A 17,684-nucleotide genomic window follows, 5' to 3' on the forward strand; every position below is an offset into this window, starting at 1 on the left:
GGCTTGCGGCTTTTTTACGCTGGTCAAATACCGGCCTCATGGCTATAACTTAACGCCTAGCCAAAGTGACACCCCCGCACGCTGGCGTTGTGAGTGTTGCCTATGACGTTGCAAGCTGTTCGCCCGAAAATCCTAGGCTTTATCAGTGAACAGGCGTCGGCTTGGCTGGTGGCATTGGTGGTATTACTGGCAGGTTGCACGCTGACGATCATCGTGGCCTGGGCCGCCGCCGACGTTTATCAGCAACAGGTTCACCAGCGTTTCCAGTTGCTGGTCAACGAGCGCTACGCCCGCCTTCAAGAACGTTTTGAAGACCAGGAGCAACGCCTGGCAAGCCTGCAACGTTTTTTCACCAATTCCAGTGATGTCTCCCGCGCCGAATTTGATGGTTTCGCCCAACCCTTGTTGTTGCGCGCCCGCGCCTATGCCTGGGCGCCACGCATATGGCGCGATCAACGCAGCTCATTTGAGCAGGAAATTTCCCGCCAGCGAGGCGTACCCTTCGCGATCCGTGAATTGAATGCGTCGGGTGAGTTGGCGCCTGCCGCGGAGCGCGATGAATACGTGCCGGTGCTGTACAGCCAGACTCAAAGCCTGCTGGGTTCACCCTTGGGGTTTGACCTGTTGGCCCAGCCGTTGCGTCGCTCGGTGCTTGAGCGCGCGCTGAAAAGCGGCAAGCTGGCGGTGTCTCAACCCATGCAACTGGTGGGCGTGGAGCCGGCGTATGCTGCCGGTGTGTTGCTGGTGGCGCCCGTCAGCAAGCCGGTTGGCGAAGAGCCTATCGGTTTCGTGATGGCGGTGATCAGCATGCGCCAGCTGGTCGCCGATGGGTTGCCCAAGCCGAAGCGGGACAACTTGGTGATGCAGATCGTCGACACCTCCGACGCTCAGCAGCGCGTGCTGTACGCGTCCAGCAATTCGGTCGGCAGCAGTGACCTCATTGCCGCGCGCCGTCTGACCCTTGGCGACCATGTGTATGCCCTGAGTATGCGTGCCAGCCAGATCTTCGACCAGGCCAACCATTCTTCGATGAGCACGATCCTGACCATGGGCATGCTCCTCAGTCTGCTGCTCAGCGCTTTGTTGTATGTGTTGGTCAGCCAGCGCCAGCGCGCGCTTGCGCTGGTGGAGCAACGCACAGAGCTGTTGCGTCTGCGTGAGCTGGAGCTGCGTGGGGCCCATGGGCAATTGCGCAGCGTGCTGAATGCGGCCACCCAGGTTGCAATCATTGCCACTGACCTCAGGGGCGTGATTAACACGTTCAATGCCGGTGCCGAGCAGATGCTTGGGTTCAAGTCCGAGGCGGTAGTGGGGCGGCTGACGCTGGAGAGCCTGCACCTGGCCCTGGAACTCGAATCACGCGCTGCCAGTTTGAGTGTGGCGTTGGGCAAGCGTATTGCGCCGAGTCAGGCGATGCTGGTGGAAAGTCCGGACAACCTGCACGAGGCGCAGGAATGGACACTGTTGCGTGAGGATGGCAGCCATTTGACGGTGAATATGCTGACCACGGTGTTACTGGATGACTATGGCCTGTGGATCGGGCACTTGGCGATCTACCTGGATGTCACCGAGCAGAAACGCGCCTACGAAGCGCTGGCTGCGCGTGACCGCTTGCTGAAAAAACTCAGTGCCCACGTGCCCGGGGGAATCTTCCAGTTCACCCTGGACCCTCAGGGAACCGGGCGTTTCATCTACGCCAGCGATGGCATGCGCGATATTTATGAAATCGAAACCGGGGTCTTGCAGCACGACGCGAACAAGGTTTTTGAGCGTATCCACCCTCTGGACGTCGAGCGGGTACGGCTGTCGATACGGCTGTCGGCGCTGCAGTTGAGCCATTGGCGCGAAGAGTATCGCGTGGTATTGCCGCAACGCGGGCTGCGCTGGATTCGCGGCGAAGCGACGCCGGAGGAGTTACCCGGCGGCGGCACGTTGTGGCACGGCTACGTTTCGGATATTTCCGATCTCAAGCGGGTCGAGGAGGAGCTGCGCGCGTTATCCATCACCGACTCGCTGACGGGTATTCATAACCGACGCTATTTTCAGGATCGCCTGAAGGCCGAGATGCACCGGCTCAACCGCACGGCTGGGGCGCTGTCGTTGATCATGTTCGACATTGATCACTTCAAGCGCATCAACGACCAGTACGGGCATGCGGTGGGGGATGGTGCCCTGCAGGAAGTGTGCAAGCGCATCAGCCAGCGTCTGCGTCGCACGGACGTGTTCTGTCGCCTGGGTGGCGAAGAGTTCGTGGTGCTGTGCCCGCACACCAATGGTGATCAGGCTTACAGCCTGGCGATGGAGTTGTGGCAGTCGCTGCGCAATACGTCGATGGAACCCGTGGGGGTTGTGACCGCCAGTTTCGGGGTGGCCAGTTGGCGGGTCGATGAAGGCGTAGATGAGCTGTTGCTGCGCGCGGATTCGGCGGTGTATGTGGCCAAGCAGGCGGGCAGGGACAGGGTGGAGGCGGAACGATTACGGGCTTGAGTGGGCGCGCCGGATTGCTCGCGAAGCGGTGTGCCAGTCAACAACGATATCGACTGATCCACCGCTTTCGCGGGCAAGCCCGCCCCCACAGGGTTTTGTGTTGCCGTTTAGAGTACCGGTGCCGATGCCGTCAGCTTAGGCTGGCGATACAGATCCAGTAGCACCTGATCCAGCACCGACGAAGCGCCCCACGGCTTCGAGTCGTTGAGGATCGCCACCACCACCCAGCTATTGCCGTTGTTGTCGCGGCTGAAGCCAGCGATGGCGCGCACCGTGTTCAGGGTGCCGGTCTTGACGTGGGCTTCGCCGCGCAGGGCGGTGGTTTTCAGGCGTTTACGCATGGTGCCGTCGGTGCCGGCAATCGGCAGCGAGCTGATGTATTCCGCTGAATACGGGCCTTTCCAGGCGGCTTGCAGCATGGCTGCCATCTCGCGGGCGCTGACCCGTTCGGCGCGGGACAGACCCGAACCGTTCTCCATCACCAGGTGCGGCGCGGTGATGCCTTTCTTCGCCAGCCACTGACGCACGACACGTTGTGCGGCCTTGGCGTCGTCGCCATCGGCATCGTTTCGGAACTGCGCACCGAGGCTCAGGAATAACTGCTGGGCCATGGTGTTGTTGCTGTATTTATTGATGTCGCGAATGATTTCCGCCAGGTCCGGCGAAAATGCGCGGGCCAGCACCTTGGCGTCCTTGGGCACCGGCGCCTGGATATCACGGCCCTGGATGGTGCCGCCCAACTCCTGCCAGATCGCGCGCACGGCGCCGGCGGTGTAAGTGGCATGGTCGAGCAGCGACAGGTAAGTCTGCGAGCTGCAACCGTCGCCCAATTGACCACTGACGGTCACGGTTACGCTGCCATCGGCGGCGGTTACGGGGCTGTAGCGCACGTCGCCGGTGCATTGCTTGGCGTTGGACACCTTGACCTGATTGTCGATACGAATGCTGGCAATCGGTGGTTCGACCGACACGATCACCCGGCCCGAATCATTGCGGGTCACGAAGCGCAGGGCCTTGAGGTTGACCAACAAGGCATCGGGCTTGACCAGGAACGGCTTGTTCTCGTCGTTACCGTCGTCATTGAATTCGGGCAATTGCGGTTGGTTGAAAAAGCTGCGGTCCAGCACCAGGTCGCCGGTCACTTGTTGCACGCCGTTGGCGCGCAGGTCGCGCATCAGCAGCCAGAGTTTTTCCATGTTCAGCTTGGGGTCGCCACCGCCCTTGAGGTAGAGGTTGCCGCGCAACACGCCACCGCTGAGGGTGCCGTCAGTGTAGAACTCGGTCTTCCACTGGTGGTTGGGGCCGAGCATTTCCAGGGCCGCGTAAGTGGTGACCAGCTTCATGGTGGACGCCGGGTTTACCGAAACATCGGCGTTGAACACGGTCGGCGTGCCGGGGCCGGTCAGCGGCAGCATGACCAGGGACAGCGAAGTATTCGGTATTTTGGCTTTTTGCAGCGCCTGTTGAACATTTGGCGGCAGGGTGTTGTTGATCGGTGCGGCGGTAACGGAAAAGGCCAGTGGCAGCAAAAAACCGGCAAACAGCATTGAGCGTAAAGAATGGCAACGAAAAGATTTGATCATAAGGAATACAACCCTACGGCAGAGAAGGGTGAAAAAGGCGAGGGGTATGGAAGAAAATCCCTCATTGGTCACGAAATTGTCGGCATTATGCCCCAACCTGGAGCCGCTTGTAGCGCAACCATAGCGGGTAATCGGCGTTTTTTTAACCGTTGTATAGCCGCCTGTCCCAGAGAGTCGGGCAATTGCCGCCTTAAACTGCTAAAGTGCCGCCCGTTATTACTTATGAGGATTGTTCCAATGGCGACTAACCGTTCCCAGCGTCTGCGCAAAAAACTGTGCGTTGATGAATTTCAAGAGCTGGGTTTCGAACTGAACCTGGACTTCAAAGAAGACCTGAGTGAAGAAGCTACCGACGCTTTCCTCGAAGCATTCATCAAAGAAGCCATGGAAGCCAACGGTCTGGGCTATGTCGGCGGCGATGACTTCGGTCTGGTTTGCCTGCAAAAGCGTGGCTCGGTCAACGAAGAACAGCGTGTAGCTGTCGAAAGCTGGCTCAAAGGCCGTAGCGAACTGAAAAGCGCTGAAGTCAGCCCACTGCTGGACGTGTGGTATCCGGAAAAGCCGATCAACGCGGCTAAGTGATACTAAAAAAAACGGCGACCCTCGGGTCGCCGTTTTTTTATGCCTTGCGCCAATTCAGAATCAGCAGCGTCAACACCCCCGCCACAATCCCCCAGAATGCCGAACCGATGGAAAACAACGTCAAGCCTGACGCGGTGACCATAAAGGTAATCAGCGCCGCTTCCCGTTCTTTCGGCTCATTCATGGCGATGCTCAAGCCATTGATGATTGAGCCAAACAACGCCAAGGCCGCAATCGACAGCACCAGTTCCTTGGGCAACGCTGCGAATAACGCCGCCAACGTGGCGCCAAATACCCCGGCAATCCCGTAGAACACTCCGCACCACACGGCTGCGGTATAGCGCTTGTTGCGGTCTTCATGGGCATGCGGCCCGGTGCAGATGGCCGCACTGATCGCTGCCAGGTTGATCCCGTGGGAACCGAACGGCGCCAGCACCAGCGAGGCCAGGCCTGTTGCGGTGATCAACGGCGAGGCGGGCACGTTGTAGCCGTCTGCGCGCAAGACGGCGACGCCGGGCATGTTCTGCGAGGTCATCGCCACGACAAACAGCGGGATGCCGATGCTGATGGTCGCCGCCAGCGAGAAGTGCGGGGTGGTCCACACCGGCGTTGCCACTTCCAGATGAAAGCCGCTGAAATCCAGCAGCCCCATCAGGCCTGACAGCAGGGTGCCTAACACCAGCGCGGCCAGCACGGCATAACGTGGCGACACACGCTTGATGACCAGGTAGGTGAAAAACATCCCCAGCACCAGGCCGGTTCGATGTTGCGCGGCGACAAAAATCTCGCTGCCGATCTTGAACAGGATCCCTGCCAGCAGTGCCGCCGCTAATGAGGCGGGAATGCGCTTGACCAGTTTTTCAAAGCTGCCGGTCAACCCGCAGAGCGTCACCAGCACCGCGCAGGTGATGTAGGCACCAATCGCTTCGCCGTAACTCACGCCGCCCAGGCTGGTGATCAGCAGCGCCGCGCCGGGGGTCGACCAGGCAATGGTGATGGGCGTGCGATACCGCAAAGACAAGCCAATGCTGCACACCGCCATGCCGATCGAGAGGGCCCAGATCCACGAGGAAATCTGCGCGGTGGTCAAACCGGCGGCTTGTCCGGCCTGGAACATCAGCACCAGGGAGCTGGTATAGCCGGTCATCATGGCGATGAAGCCGGCGACGACGGCCGACGTAGAAGTGTCGGCCAGCGGGCGCAAGGGCGCTTGGATGGCGTCAGTCATGGAAGGGTGTTCCTTTTACCTGGGTGTTTGCCGGTGAAGGCCCGGATTCAAGCCTAAACTCAAACGTAACGACTCATTGCAATACAGCCGAGGCCGCAAACAGCCGTACAGTGTGTTGGCGCACTCGGTTGTGTACAATGTGCCCTGTTTTTAGGTGATACTTGCCAGCGACACGCTGTTGCCGTATTACCGTTAATTCGCCGCCGTTCTCCCTACCCGAGTGCCCATGAACGAACAGTTGCAACCTCTCAAGAAACAACCGCGAGCCGGCAAGGCCGGTCGCAGCGGAACCCAGGACGATATCGTCTACGCGCATATCTTCGAGGCGATCCTCGAACAACGCCTGGCGCCCGGAACCAAATTGAGTGAAGAGGCACTGGGCGAAATCTTCGGCGTCAGCCGCACCATCATTCGCCGTGCGCTGTCGCGCCTGGCCCATGAAGGCGTGGTGCTGCTGCGGCCCAATCGTGGCGCGGTAGTGGCGAGCCCAAGTGTAGAAGAAGCGCGCCAGGTGTTCCTGGCCCGGCGTCTGGTCGAGCGGGCGATCACTGAATTGGCGGTGCAACACGCCACGGCTGAGCAACTGGCCGAGTTGCGCCAGATGGTCAACGACGAGCGCGACAGCTTTTCACGCGGTGATCGTGGTGCGGGTATCCGCCTTTCCGGCGAGTTCCACCTCAAGCTGGCCGAAGCGGCGAAGAATGCGCCGCTGATCAGCTTCCAGCGCAGCCTGGTTTCCCAGACGTCGTTGATCATCGCCCAGTACGAAAGCGGCAACCGCTCGCACTGTTCCTACGATGAGCACACTCAGCTGATCGATGCGATCGAAGCACGCGACGCGACGCTGGCGGTGAATTTGATGATGCATCACATGGATCACATCGACAGCAAGCTCAACCTCGATGAGGAAAGCGCGTCGGATGATTTGCACGCAGTGTTCTCGCATCTGCTGCAGACCAAGAAACCGGGGCGTTCTTCAGTCAAATTGTAATTTTCCAGGTTCGCCTGGGACTAAAAATGTGGGAGCGGGCTTGTGTGGGAGCTGGCTTGCCTGCGATAGCATCACCGCGGTGTAACTGATACACCTCGGTGACTGCATCGCGGGCAAGCCCGGCTCCCACACAAGCCCGCTCCCACATTGGTGTATGGCGGCGCTGAAATTAGCGCTGGTGCACCAGCTGACCCGCTGCATATGTCTGCAACACCGTCCGGTCATCCCCCAGCGTCATCAACACAAACAACGTCTCGGCAATGGTATTGGCCTGCTTCAAGCGGTAGCTGAGCAGTGGCGTGGCGTTGTAATCCAGTACCAAAAAGTCCGCGTCCGTACCCGGCTGCAAGGTGCCGATCTTGTCTTCCAGGCGCAGTGCCCGCGCACCGCCCAATGTGGCCAGGTACAGCGACTTGAACGGGCTCAAGCGCGCGCCCTGCAACTGCATGACCTTGTAGGCTTCGTTAAGCGTTTGCAACAGCGAGAAGCTGGTACCGCCGCCCACGTCCGTACCCAGGCCGACATTCAGCTTGTGCTTCTCGGCCATCGGCAGGTTGAACAAACCACTGCCGAGGAAGAAGTTCGAGGTCGGGCAGAACGCCACGGCCGAACCCGTTTCCGCGAGCCGCGCGCACTCGTCGTCACACAGGTGTACGCCGTGGGCAAACACCGAGCGCTCGCCCAGCAGTTTGTAGTGGTCGTACACATCCAGATAGCCATTGCGCTCCGGGAACAGCGCTTTTACCCACTCGACTTCCTGCTTGTTCTCACTGATGTGAGTCTGCATGTACAGGCCCGGGTATTCGCCCAGCAGTTGCCCGGCCAGCGCGAGTTGCTCCGGGGTGCTGGTCGGCGCAAAACGTGGCGTGACCGCGTAGTGCAAACGGCCCTTGCCGTGCCAGCGCTCGATCAGCGCCTTGCTTTCCTGGTAGCCGGATTCGGCGGTGTCGGTCAGGTAGTCCGGTGCGTTGCGGTCCATCATCACCTTGCCTGCGATCATGCGCAGGTCGAGCTTCTCGGCCGCCTCAAAAAACGCATTGACCGACTGCGGGTGCACGCTGCCAAACACCAGCGCGGTGGTGGTGCCGTTGCGCAGCAGTTCCTTGATGAAAATGTCCGCGACTTCTTCGGCATGGGACTTGTCGGCGAACTGGCTTTCACACGGGAAGGTGTAGGTATTCAGCCAGTCGAGCAACTGCTCGCCATAGGCGCCGACCATGCCGGTTTGTGGCAAGTGGATATGGGTGTCGATCAGGCCTGGCGTAATCAGCGCATCCTGGTAATGGGTGACGTCGATGTCGGCGGGCAGGGTGGGCAGCAAATCGCTGGCGTGGCCCAAGGCGCTGATCTGGCCGTTATCGATGACCAGCAGGCCGTCCTCGAAATACTCGTAGGAGGCGTCGATCCCTGCTTCAGCAGGGTCGGCGATGCTGTGCAGGATGGCGGCACGGTAGGCTTTGCGAGTCAAAGGCATGGTCATCTCAACTGATAGCTTGGCTGCGGCGTGATACCGGCAGCAGTTTGGCAATGGGTTCGGCGCTCGCAGTGTGCTGGCCGAAATTCGCGTTATAGGTGGCGATGATTTCGCCGGCGATGGAGATGGCGATCTCTACTGGTAATTTTCCCTTCACCTCGGTGAGGCCCATGGGGCAGCGCATGCGTTGCAACTGGGCGGTGTCGAAGCCGCGATCACGCAGGCGGTGTTCGAACTTGACCCGCTTGGTCTTCGAGCCAATCAAGCCGAAGTACGCAAAGTCATTGCGCTTGAGCAGTGCCGCAGTCAGTTCCAGGTCCAGCGCATGATTGTGGGTCATGACGATGCAGTAACTGCCCGCCGGCAGGTCGGCAATTTCGTCGACCGGCTCTTCGCTGACGATTTTACGCACGCCCTGAGGGATGTGTTCTGGAAACTCCTGGTCACGGGAGTCGATCCAGCGCACCCGGCACGGCAGGCTCGCCAACAGCGGCACTAGGGCGCGGCCGACATGGCCGGCTCCAAACACCGCTATCTGTGCCTGCACCTGGCCCATGGGCTCGAACAGCAGCACGGTCACGCCGCCGCAGCACTGGCCCAGGCTGGCGCCGAGGCTGAAGCGCTCCAGATGGGTGTTTTGCTGGCCACGTACGAGCATGTCGCGGGCGATCTGCATCGCCTTGTATTCCAGGTGCCCGCCACCGATGGTGTCGAAGGTCTGCGCGGCGCTGATCACCATTTTGGAGCCGGCATTGCGCGGCGTGGAGCCGAGCTCTTCGATGATGGTCACCAGCACGCAGGGTTCACCCTGGTTCTGCAGGTCGGCGAGGGCGCTGATCCAGTTGTTCATAGTCACCTCTTGTGGTGTCTGTGAGGCCGCTATCGCGGGCAAGCCCGCTCCCACTTTTTTGAGTGTGAACACCGTCAAATGTGGGAGCTGGCTTGCCTGCGATGGCAGCACCTCGGTCCTAAAGCGAAGCCATCTCGGCGTCAGTCTCAACAGCCTTCGCCGCCTGCAACTGCCGCATCTGCTCACAGCCCCACAACACCCGCTCCGGCGTGGCCGGTGCATCAATCTTGGGCTGATACCGATAGTCACCCAGGCTCGCCACGGCATCCTTGATCGCACACCACGACGCAATCCCGAGCATGAACGGCGGCTCGCCCACGGCCTTGGAATGGAACACGGTGTCTTCCGGGTTTTTGCGGTTTTCCACCAGCTTCACGCGCAGGTCCAGTGGCATATCCGCGACGGCCGGGATCTTGTAGCTGGCCGGGCCATTGGTCATCAACTTGCCCTTGTTGTTCCACACCAGCTCTTCCATGGTCAGCCAGCCCATGCCCTGGATAAAACCGCCTTCCACCTGGCCGATGTCGATGGCCGGGTTCAGCGAAGCGCCGACATCGTGGAGGATGTCGGTGCGCAGCATTTTGTATTCGCCGGTCAGGGTGTCGACGATTACTTCGCAGCAGGCCGCGCCGAACGCGAAGTAATAGAACGGCCGGCCCCGTGCCTGGCTGCGGTCATAAAAGATTTTCGGCGTTTTGTAGAAGCCGGTGCTCGACAGCGAGACCTGGGCGAAATACGCCTGTTGAATCAGGCTTTCAAAGGTCAGGATCTGATCGCGCACGCGCACATGGCCGTTATGGAATTCCACGTCCGCTTCGCTCACGTCGTACTTGCGCGCGGCAAATTCCACCAGCCGTTGCTTGATGGCCTCGGCGGCGTTCTGCGCGGCTTTGCCGTTCAGGTCGGCGCCACTGGAGGCCGCGGTCGGCGAGGTGTTCGGCACCTTGTCGGTGTTGGTGGCGGTGATTTGTACGCGGTCAATGTCGACCTGGAACACTTCGGCCACCACCTGCGCGACCTTGGTGTTCAAGCCCTGGCCCATCTCGGTGCCGCCGTGGTTCAGGTGGATGCTGCCGTCGGTGTAGATATGGATCAAGGCGCCAGCCTGGTTGAGGAAGCTGGCGGTAAAGGAAATACCGAATTTCACCGGCGTCAGCGCCAGGCCTTTTTTCAGGATCGGGCTGTGGGCGTTGTACAGGCGAATTGCTTCGCGGCGCTCGGCGTATTGGCTGCTGGCCTCAAGCTCGGCAGTCATTTCCTCGAGCATGTTGTGCTCGACGGTCTGGTAGTAGTGGGTGACATTGCGCTCGGTCTTGCCGTAGTAATTGGCCTTGCGCACGGCCAGCGGATCAAGCGCCAGGTGGCGGGCGATGGCGTCCATCACTTCCTCGATGGCGACCATGCCTTGCGGGCCACCGAAGCCTCGATAGGCGGTGTTGGAGGCAGTGTTGGTCTTGCAGCGATGGCCGTTGACCGTGGCGTCGCCCAGGTAATACGAGTTGTCGGCATGGAACATCGCGCGGTCGACAATCGAGTTCGACAGGTCCGGCGAACAGCCACAGTTACCTGCCAGTTCCAGATTAATCCCGTGCAGGCGACCGCTGTCGTCGAAGCCTACGTCGTATTCGATGTAGAACGGGTGGCGCTTGCCGGTCATCAGCATGTCTTCGACGCGCGGCAGGCGCATCTTGGTCGGCTGGCCGGTGAGGCGCGCGACCACCGCGCACAGGCACGCCGGGCTGGCTGCCTGGGTTTCCTTGCCACCAAACCCACCGCCCATGCGGCGCATATCCACGACGATTTTGTTCATCGAAACGTCGAGCACTTCGGCCACCAGCTTTTGCACTTCGGTGGGGTTTTGCGTGGAGCAGTAGACGACCATGCCGCCGTCTTCGGTGGGCATCACCGACGAGATCTGGGTTTCCAGATAGAAGTGTTCCTGGCCGCCGATATGCAGCGTGCCCTGGATGCGATTTTTCGCCGTGGCCAATGCGCCGGCCGCGTCACCGCGCTGGTGGGTGTGGCTGTCCAGCACGAAGTGCTTGTTGCGAAAGGCCTCGACCACGTCCAGCACCGGTTCCAGGTCTTCGTATTCGATCACGGCTGCCATCGCGGCTTTGCGCGCGGTGTCCAGGTCACGGGCGGCGACGGCCAGCACCACTTGGCCAACGAACTGCACCGTGTCGATGGCCAGCAACGGATCGCCGGGCATCAGCGGGCCGATGTCTTTCAGGCCGGGCACGTCTTCGTGGGTGATGGCGATGCGCACGCCCTCAAAGGCGTAGCAAGGCGCAGTGTCGATGCGGATGATGCGGGCATGGGCGCGGTCGGACATACGCGCGTACAGGTGCAACTGGTTGGGGAATTCCAGGCGATCATCGATGTACTGCGCTTCACCGCTGACGTGCTTGGCGGCGCTGTCGTGCTTGACGCTGCGGCCGACGCCGGAGGTCAGGTCCTGGGCAAACAGCGCGGCGAGTTCGGCCTGGGTTTTAACGACGGCGTGATGGTTAGACATAAGCGGTCACCCGAGTCTCGATGTGCGGTGTTTGCAGTTCGATGAAGTATTTACGCAACAGGTTCTGTGCGCTGAGCAGGCGGTATTCCTTGCTGGCGCGGAAGTCCGACAGCGGGGTGAAATCCTCGGCGAGTGCGGCGCAGGCTTTCTCCACGGTGGCGGCGTTCCAGGTGGCGCCGACCAATACGGCTTCGCAGCTTTTCGCGCGTTTGGGCGTGGCGGCCATGCCACCGAAGGCAACGCGAGCTTCGCTGATCACGCCGTTTGCGAGCTTCAGGTTGAAGGCGGCGCACACGGCGGAAATATCATCGTCCAGGCGCTTGGAAACCTTGTAGGCACGGAACAGGGAATGGCCCTTGGGCACAATGATTTTCTCGATGAACTCGCTGTCCTGGCGCGCGGTGACGCGGTAGTCGATGAAGTAATCTTCCAGCGCCAGGGTGCGGCGAGTGTTGCCTTTGCACAGCACGATCTGCGCACCGAGGGCGATCAGCAGCGGCGGCGAATCACCAATCGGCGAGGCGTTGCCGATATTGCCGCCGAGGGTGCCCTGGTTGCGGATTTGCAGAGAGGCGAAGCGGTGCAGCAGATCGCCAAAGTCCGGGTACGCGTGATGCAGCGCGCTGTAGCAATCGGACAGCGCAGTGGCCGCGCCGATTTCCAGGCGGTCGTCGAACGACTCGATGCGCTTCATCTCTTCGATATTGCCGACGTAGATCATCACCGGCAGCGTGCGATGGAACTGGGTGACTTCCAGCGCCAGGTCGGTGCCGCCGGCCAACAGCCGGGCTTGTGGGTAGGCGTCGTAGAGGTCGGCCAGGTCGGCGACAGTGAGCGGCACCAGGCAGCGTTTGTCGCCGCTGTTGAGCTCGCCGGTCTGGGTCGGTGCGATGGCTTTAAGGCGGGCGATGGTTTCGGTTTGGCGGCTGTCGAACTGGTCCTGCGGTTTATTACAGCAGGCCTGTTCGGCGGCGGCCAGAATCGGGCGGTAGCCGGTGCAACGGCAGAGGTTGCCGGCCAGCGCTTCATGGGCTTTTTGGCTGTCGGCGGCATCGCTGTTCTTTTGCAGGGCAAACAACGACATCACGAAACCCGGCGTGCAAAAGCCGCATTGCGAGCCGTGGCACTCAACCATGGCTTGCTGCACGCTGTGCAACTGGCCTTGATGCTTGAGGTCTTCGACGCTGATCAGTTGTTTGCCGTGCAACGCCGATACGAAGGTCAGGCACGAATTGAGGCTGCGATAACGAATCTGCTCTGCGCCGTGCTCATTGGTATGCAGCTCGCCGACCACTACGGTGCACGCACCGCAATCGCCGCTGGCGCAGCCTTCCTTGGTACCGGATTTGCCCACATGCTCGCGCAAATAGTTGAGCACGGTCAGGTTGGGGTCCAGGGCGTGCTCGCTACGGAGTTCCTGGTTAAGTAAAAACTGGATCACGGAAGGCCTCACAGACTCATTATTGTTGTTAACCGCTTTGCGCCGAATCTAGTCATATCTGACTTTTCGGTCAATGGTTTTCTGACCTTCGGGTCAAGAAAATGCGATCACAACACTTTCAATTATGGTCCAGTCTTCTGGAACCGGTGTTTTTGGCGGCTTCTGGCTATTCATCGCTGCTTATTTCATGCCAAATTCGCCACCGTGGGCGTAGCGCCATCAGCTAGCCAATGCGCTACACTGCCGCGCTTGTACCGATAGACGATTTTGAAGGAAAAACATGACGTTCAAGGCGCCGGACAGTCTCGCCGAGCAAATCGCTCACCACCTCGCCGAACGTATCATTCGCGGCGATCTCAAGCCTGGGGAGCGGATCCAGGAACAGAAAGTCACGCTGGCACTCAATGTCAGCCGTGGTTCCGTGCGTGAAGCCTTATTGATCCTTGAACGCCGCCACCTGATCGCGATCCTGCCGCGCCGTGGCGCCCACGTCACCGAGCTCACCGCGCACAAGGTGCAGAGCCTGTGTACGTTGATGAGCGAGTTGTACATCCTGCTCGGCAATGCCGTGGCGGATGGCTGGCAGACTCAGGCCGACATGGCGCCGTTCCTGCAGATCCAGCAGCGGCTGGTAACCAGCTTCGAGCGCGAGGACATCCGTGCCTTTGTCGAAGAAAGCTTCAACGTGATGCGCGCGGCGTACCCCTTCGCCAACAATCCGTATTTGCAGGAAACCGTCGAGAACCTGCAGCCGGCGATGAACCGCGCGTATTACCTGGCGCTGGATCAACGCAAGGCGTCCATGAGCGAGTACCTGGCGTTGTTCGAGCAACTGCTCGCCGCCGTGCTGGCCCGTGACCTGGCACAGATCCGCCAAGTGCTGTCGGCCTATGGCCAGCGCAGTTCCTCGCTGGTGATCGCTGCGTTGGCGGACGCCTAAGCGTGCGGCTCAAGTGCATCAAACTGGCGGGGTTCAAATCCTTCGTCGACCCGACCACGGTGAACTTCCCCAGTAACATGGCGGCGGTGGTCGGGCCCAATGGCTGCGGCAAGTCGAACATCATCGACGCCGTGCGCTGGGTGATGGGCGAGAGTTCGGCAAAAAACCTGCGTGGCGAGTCGATGACCGACGTCATCTTCAACGGCTCCACCAGCCGCAAGCCCGTCAGCCAGGCCAGCATCGAACTGGTATTCGACAACTCCGACGGCACCCTGGTCGGTGAATACGCGGCCTACGCGGAGATCTCCATCCGCCGTAAAGTAACGCGCGACAGCCAGAACAGTTATTTCCTCAACGGCACCAAGTGCCGGCGCCGTGACATCACCGATATCTTCCTCGGCACAGGCCTGGGCCCGCGCAGCTACTCGATCATCGAGCAGGGCATGATCTCCAAGCTGATCGAAGCCAAGCCCGAAGACCTGCGCAACTTTATCGAAGAAGCGGCTGGTATCTCCAAGTACAAGGAGCGCCGCCGCGAGACTGAAAACCGTATTCGCCGCACCCATGAAAACCTTGCCCGCCTGACCGACCTGCGCGAAGAGTTGGAGCGCCAGTTGGAGCGCCTGCACCGCCAGGCCCAGGCCGCCGAGAAGTATCAGGAATACAAAGGCGAGGAGCGTCAGCTCAAGGCGCAACTGTCGGCCCTGCGTTGGCAGGCGCTGAATGATCAGGTCGGCCAGCGCGAAGCGATCATCGGCACCCAGGAAATCAGCTTTGAAGCACTGGTGGCCGAGCAGCGTAATGCCGACGCCAGCATTGAGCGTTTGCGTGATGGGCACCATGACCTGTCCGAGCGCTTCAATCTGGTGCAGGGCCGTTTCTACTCGGTGGGCGGTGATATTGCCCGGGTCGAGCAGAGCATCCAGCACGGCCAGCAGCGTCTGCGCCAGTTGCAGGATGATTTGAAAGAAGCCGAACGCGCGCGCCTGGAAACCGAATCGCACCTGGGCCATGACCGCACTTTGTTGCTGACCCTCGGCGAAGAGCTCGACATGCTCACCCCCGAGCAGGAAATCACCAGCGCCGCCGCCGAAGAAGCGGCCGCTGCGCTGGAAGACTCCGAAACCACCATGCACGGCTGGCAGGAACAGTGGGACGCTTTCAACCTGCGATCCGCCGAGCCGCGCCGTCAGGCTGAGGTGCAGCAGTCGCGTATCCAGCAGCTGGAAACCAGCATGGAGCGCCTGGCCGAGCGCCAGCGTCGTCTGCAGGAAGAGCGTGTGTTGCTTGCCGCCGACCCGGAAGATGCGGCGATCATGGAACTCAGCGAGCAACTGGCCGAGAGCGAAATGACGCTCGAAGAGCTGGAAGCCAGCGAAGAACAACAAGTGGAGCGCCTGGAGCAATTGCGTCAGCAGTTGCAACAGGCGACCCAGGCGCAGCAGCAGGCCCAGGGCGATTTGCAGCGGCTCAACGGTCGGCTGGCGTCACTTGAAGCCTTGCAGCAAGCCGCACTGGACCCGGGCACCGGCACCGCCGAATGGCTGCGCGACCAGCATCTGGCCGAGCGCCCGCGCCTGGCCGAAGGCTTGAAGGTCGAGGCTGGTTGGGAGCTGGCAGTGGAAACCGTGCTCGGCGCCGACCTGCAAGCCGTACTGGTGGATGATTTTGGCGGCTTCGACCTGGCCGGTTTTGCCCAGGGTGATCTGCGTTTACTCAGCCCGGCGGCCGATGGCACCCGCGTGCCGGGTAGTTTGCTGGACAAGGTCGAGGCGGCGATTGATCTGTCGCCCTGGCTGGGCCAGGTCAAACCGGTGGAGTCCCTGGAGCAGGCCCTGGCCCAACGCGGTCAACTGGGCGCCGGTGAAAGCCTGATCAGCCGTGACGGCTACTGGGTTGGCCGGCACTTCCTGCGGGTGCGCCGTGCCAGCGAAGCGGAAAGCGGCGTATTGGCCCGTGGCCAGGAAATCGTCAACCTGACCGCCGAGCGCGAGGAGCGCGAAGCCACCCTCGAGCGCCTCGAAACCGAACTGCAAACCCTGCGCGCCACCCAGCGCCAGCAAGAGACCGGTCGCGAACACCTGCGCCGCCTGTTGCAGGATGAAGCGCGCCAGCAAGGTGAATTGAAAGCCCAGTTGTCGGCGAGCAAGGCCAAGGCCGAGCAACTGACGCTGCGCCGCACGCGTCTCGACGACGAAGTGGCCGAGATGGGCGAGCAGCGCGCCCTGGAACACGAACAAATCGGTGAGGCGCGCCTGCAATTGCAAGAAGCCCTCGACAGCATGGCCCTCGATACCGAGCAGCGCGAACTGCTGATGGCCCAGCGTGACAGCCTGCGCGAGCGCCTCGACCGCGTGCGCCAGGAAGCCCGTCAGCACAAAGACCACGCCCACCAATTGGCGGTGCGCCTCGGCTCTTTGCGCGCCCAGCACGATTCCACGCGCCAGGCCCTTGAGCGCCTGGAGATGCAATCCGAACGTCTCACCGAAAAGCGCGAGCAACTGAGCCTCAACCTGGAGGAGGGCGAAGCGCCGCTGGAAGAGTTGCGGCTCAAGCTCGAAGAATTGCTCGACAAGCGCATGACTGTCGACGAAGAACTCAAGACTGCGCAGATCGCCCTGGAGGACGCCGACCGCGAACTGCGTGACGCCGAAAAACGGCGGACCCAGGCCGAGCAGCAATCCCAGCTGATCCGTGGTCAGCTCGAACAGCAACGCATGGAATGGCAAGCCCTGACCGTGCGCCGCAAAACCCTGCAAGACCAGTTGGTGGAAGACGGCTACGACTTGCACGGCGTGCTCGATACCTTGACCGCCCAGGCCAACGAAAAAGACGCCGAAGAAGAACTTGAGCGGATTGCTGCGCGTATTCAAAGGCTCGGTGCGATCAACCTTGCGGCCATCGACGAGTACCAGCAGCAGTCCGAGCGTAAGCGTTATCTGGATGCCCAGGACGCCGATCTGGTGGAGGCCCTCGACACCCTGGAAAACGTGATTCGCAAGATCGACAAGGAAACCCGTAACCGCTTCAAAGATACCTTTGATCAGATTAATAGCGGTTTACAGGCGTTATTCCCGAAAGTTTTCGGTGGCGGCAGCGCCTACTTGGAACTGACGGGCGAAGATCTACTCGATACAGGGGTAACGATCATGGCGCGGCCTCCGGGCAAGAAGAACAGCACCATCCATTTGTTGTCCGGTGGCGAAAAGGCCCTGACCGCATTGGCCCTGGTATTTGCCATCTTCAAGTTGAACCCGGCGCCGTTTTGCATGCTCGACGAAGTTGACGCCCCGCTGGATGACGCTAACGTTGGACGCTACGCTCGATTGGTGAAAGAGATGTCCCAGACCGTGCAGTTCATCTATATCACCCACAACAAGATCGCCATGGAAATGGCGGATCAATTGATGGGGGTAACGATGCACGAACCGGGTTGCTCGCGATTGGTGGCGGTGGATGTCGAGGAAGCGATGGCGATGGTGGAGTCCTGAGCCACGCTGACAGAGCCGATTTTTTGGCCCGTAACCGGTGATGAACCGCGCTGGTAGAAGTGGCAAATGGACATATTTGTTCAAGGCATTTTGACAGAC

The 17,684-nt window shown here is 60.6% G+C and carries 11 protein-coding genes; 5 read left to right on the plus strand and 6 right to left on the minus strand.

Annotation, left to right across the window (positions count from 1 at the left end):
• Positions 1-102 precede the first annotated feature (102 nt).
• Positions 103-2,487: a sensor domain-containing diguanylate cyclase gene (locus JFT85_RS23740; protein WP_069551484.1), complete on the plus strand. Its 2,385-nt coding sequence runs from the start codon at positions 103-105 to the stop codon at positions 2,485-2,487.
• A gap of 107 nt (positions 2,488-2,594) precedes the next feature.
• Here JFT85_RS23740 and dacB read toward each other — a convergent pair whose 3' ends face one another.
• Complete coding sequence (gene dacB, locus JFT85_RS23745) at positions 2,595-4,070, minus strand: D-alanyl-D-alanine carboxypeptidase/D-alanyl-D-alanine endopeptidase (RefSeq protein ID WP_069551483.1); 1,476 nt, start codon at positions 4,068-4,070, stop codon at positions 2,595-2,597.
• Between the two features lie 237 nt (positions 4,071-4,307).
• Between dacB and JFT85_RS23750 the strand changes: the two genes are divergently transcribed.
• On the plus strand, positions 4,308-4,652 hold the full coding sequence (locus JFT85_RS23750; protein WP_033900540.1) for a YggL family protein: 345 nt from the start codon (positions 4,308-4,310) through the stop codon (positions 4,650-4,652).
• A 37-nt stretch (positions 4,653-4,689) separates the two neighbouring features.
• On the opposite strand, the gene JFT85_RS23755 is transcribed toward JFT85_RS23750, so the two are convergent.
• Positions 4,690-5,880, minus strand: coding sequence for a benzoate/H(+) symporter BenE family transporter (locus JFT85_RS23755; RefSeq protein ID WP_053257458.1), 1,191 nt, complete (start codon positions 5,878-5,880; stop codon positions 4,690-4,692).
• A gap of 226 nt (positions 5,881-6,106) precedes the next feature.
• On the opposite strand from JFT85_RS23755, the gene JFT85_RS23760 reads away from it, so the two are divergent.
• Positions 6,107-6,871, plus strand: coding sequence for a GntR family transcriptional regulator (locus JFT85_RS23760; RefSeq protein ID WP_017134778.1), 765 nt, complete (start codon positions 6,107-6,109; stop codon positions 6,869-6,871).
• Between the two features lie 169 nt (positions 6,872-7,040).
• Here the strand turns inward: JFT85_RS23760 and guaD are convergent, their stop codons facing one another.
• From guaD to xdhA, 4 genes are all read right to left on the minus strand, one after another.
• Positions 7,041-8,345 carry a guanine deaminase gene (gene guaD / locus JFT85_RS23765; RefSeq protein WP_069551538.1) on the minus strand — a complete coding sequence of 435 codons (1,305 nt, stop codon included), beginning with the start codon at positions 8,343-8,345 and terminating at the stop codon, positions 7,041-7,043.
• A gap of 7 nt (positions 8,346-8,352) precedes the next feature.
• Complete coding sequence (gene xdhC, locus JFT85_RS23770; protein ID WP_053257456.1) at positions 8,353-9,195, minus strand: xanthine dehydrogenase accessory protein XdhC; 843 nt, start codon at positions 9,193-9,195, stop codon at positions 8,353-8,355.
• Between the two features lie 118 nt (positions 9,196-9,313).
• A complete protein-coding gene (gene xdhB, locus JFT85_RS23775; protein ID WP_201230531.1) occupies positions 9,314-11,713 on the minus strand; it encodes a xanthine dehydrogenase molybdopterin binding subunit in 2,400 nt (799 codons plus the stop codon).
• Positions 11,706-13,154, minus strand: coding sequence for a xanthine dehydrogenase small subunit (gene xdhA / locus JFT85_RS23780; protein ID WP_053257454.1), 1,449 nt, complete (start codon positions 13,152-13,154; stop codon positions 11,706-11,708). Before xdhA ends, xdhB begins: the two co-directional genes overlap by 8 nt.
• 280 nt (positions 13,155-13,434) lie before the next feature.
• Here xdhA and JFT85_RS23785 point away from each other — a divergent pair, with 280 nt between their 5' ends.
• Together JFT85_RS23785 and smc are read left to right on the plus strand one after the other, a co-directional pair.
• On the plus strand, positions 13,435-14,094 hold the full coding sequence (locus tag JFT85_RS23785; protein WP_053257453.1) for a GntR family transcriptional regulator: 660 nt from the start codon (positions 13,435-13,437) through the stop codon (positions 14,092-14,094).
• 2 nt (positions 14,095-14,096) lie between these two features.
• Positions 14,097-17,585 (plus strand): chromosome segregation protein SMC, encoded by a 3,489-nt coding sequence (gene smc, locus JFT85_RS23790; RefSeq protein ID WP_053257452.1) that lies wholly within the window; start codon positions 14,097-14,099, stop codon positions 17,583-17,585.
• The last annotated feature ends 99 nt before the right edge of the window (positions 17,586-17,684 follow it).

The sequence above is a fragment of the Pseudomonas sp. TH04 genome (genome assembly GCF_016651355.1).
In the GTDB taxonomy this organism is placed as follows: domain Bacteria; phylum Pseudomonadota; class Gammaproteobacteria; order Pseudomonadales; family Pseudomonadaceae; genus Aquipseudomonas; species Aquipseudomonas fluorescens.

Excerpts from the sequence above, each read along its gene's own strand:
- xdhB (WP_201230531.1), bottom strand. The coding sequence starts at position 11,713 with ATGTCTAACCATCACGCCGTCGTTAAAACCCAGGCCGAACTCGCCGCG.
- JFT85_RS23785 (WP_053257453.1), top strand. The coding sequence starts at position 13,435 with ATGACGTTCAAGGCGCCGGACAGTCTCGCCGAGCAAATCGCTCACCAC.
- JFT85_RS23760 (WP_017134778.1), top strand. The coding sequence starts at position 6,107 with ATGAACGAACAGTTGCAACCTCTCAAGAAACAACCGCGAGCCGGCAAG.
- xdhC (WP_053257456.1), bottom strand. The coding sequence starts at position 9,195 with ATGAACAACTGGATCAGCGCCCTCGCCGACCTGCAGAACCAGGGTGAA.
- guaD (WP_069551538.1), bottom strand. The coding sequence starts at position 8,345 with ATGCCTTTGACTCGCAAAGCCTACCGTGCCGCCATCCTGCACAGCATC.
- JFT85_RS23750 (WP_033900540.1), top strand. The coding sequence starts at position 4,308 with ATGGCGACTAACCGTTCCCAGCGTCTGCGCAAAAAACTGTGCGTTGAT.
- JFT85_RS23740 (WP_069551484.1), top strand. The coding sequence starts at position 103 with ATGACGTTGCAAGCTGTTCGCCCGAAAATCCTAGGCTTTATCAGTGAA.
- dacB (WP_069551483.1), bottom strand. The coding sequence starts at position 4,070 with ATGATCAAATCTTTTCGTTGCCATTCTTTACGCTCAATGCTGTTTGCC.
- JFT85_RS23755 (WP_053257458.1), bottom strand. The coding sequence starts at position 5,880 with ATGACTGACGCCATCCAAGCGCCCTTGCGCCCGCTGGCCGACACTTCT.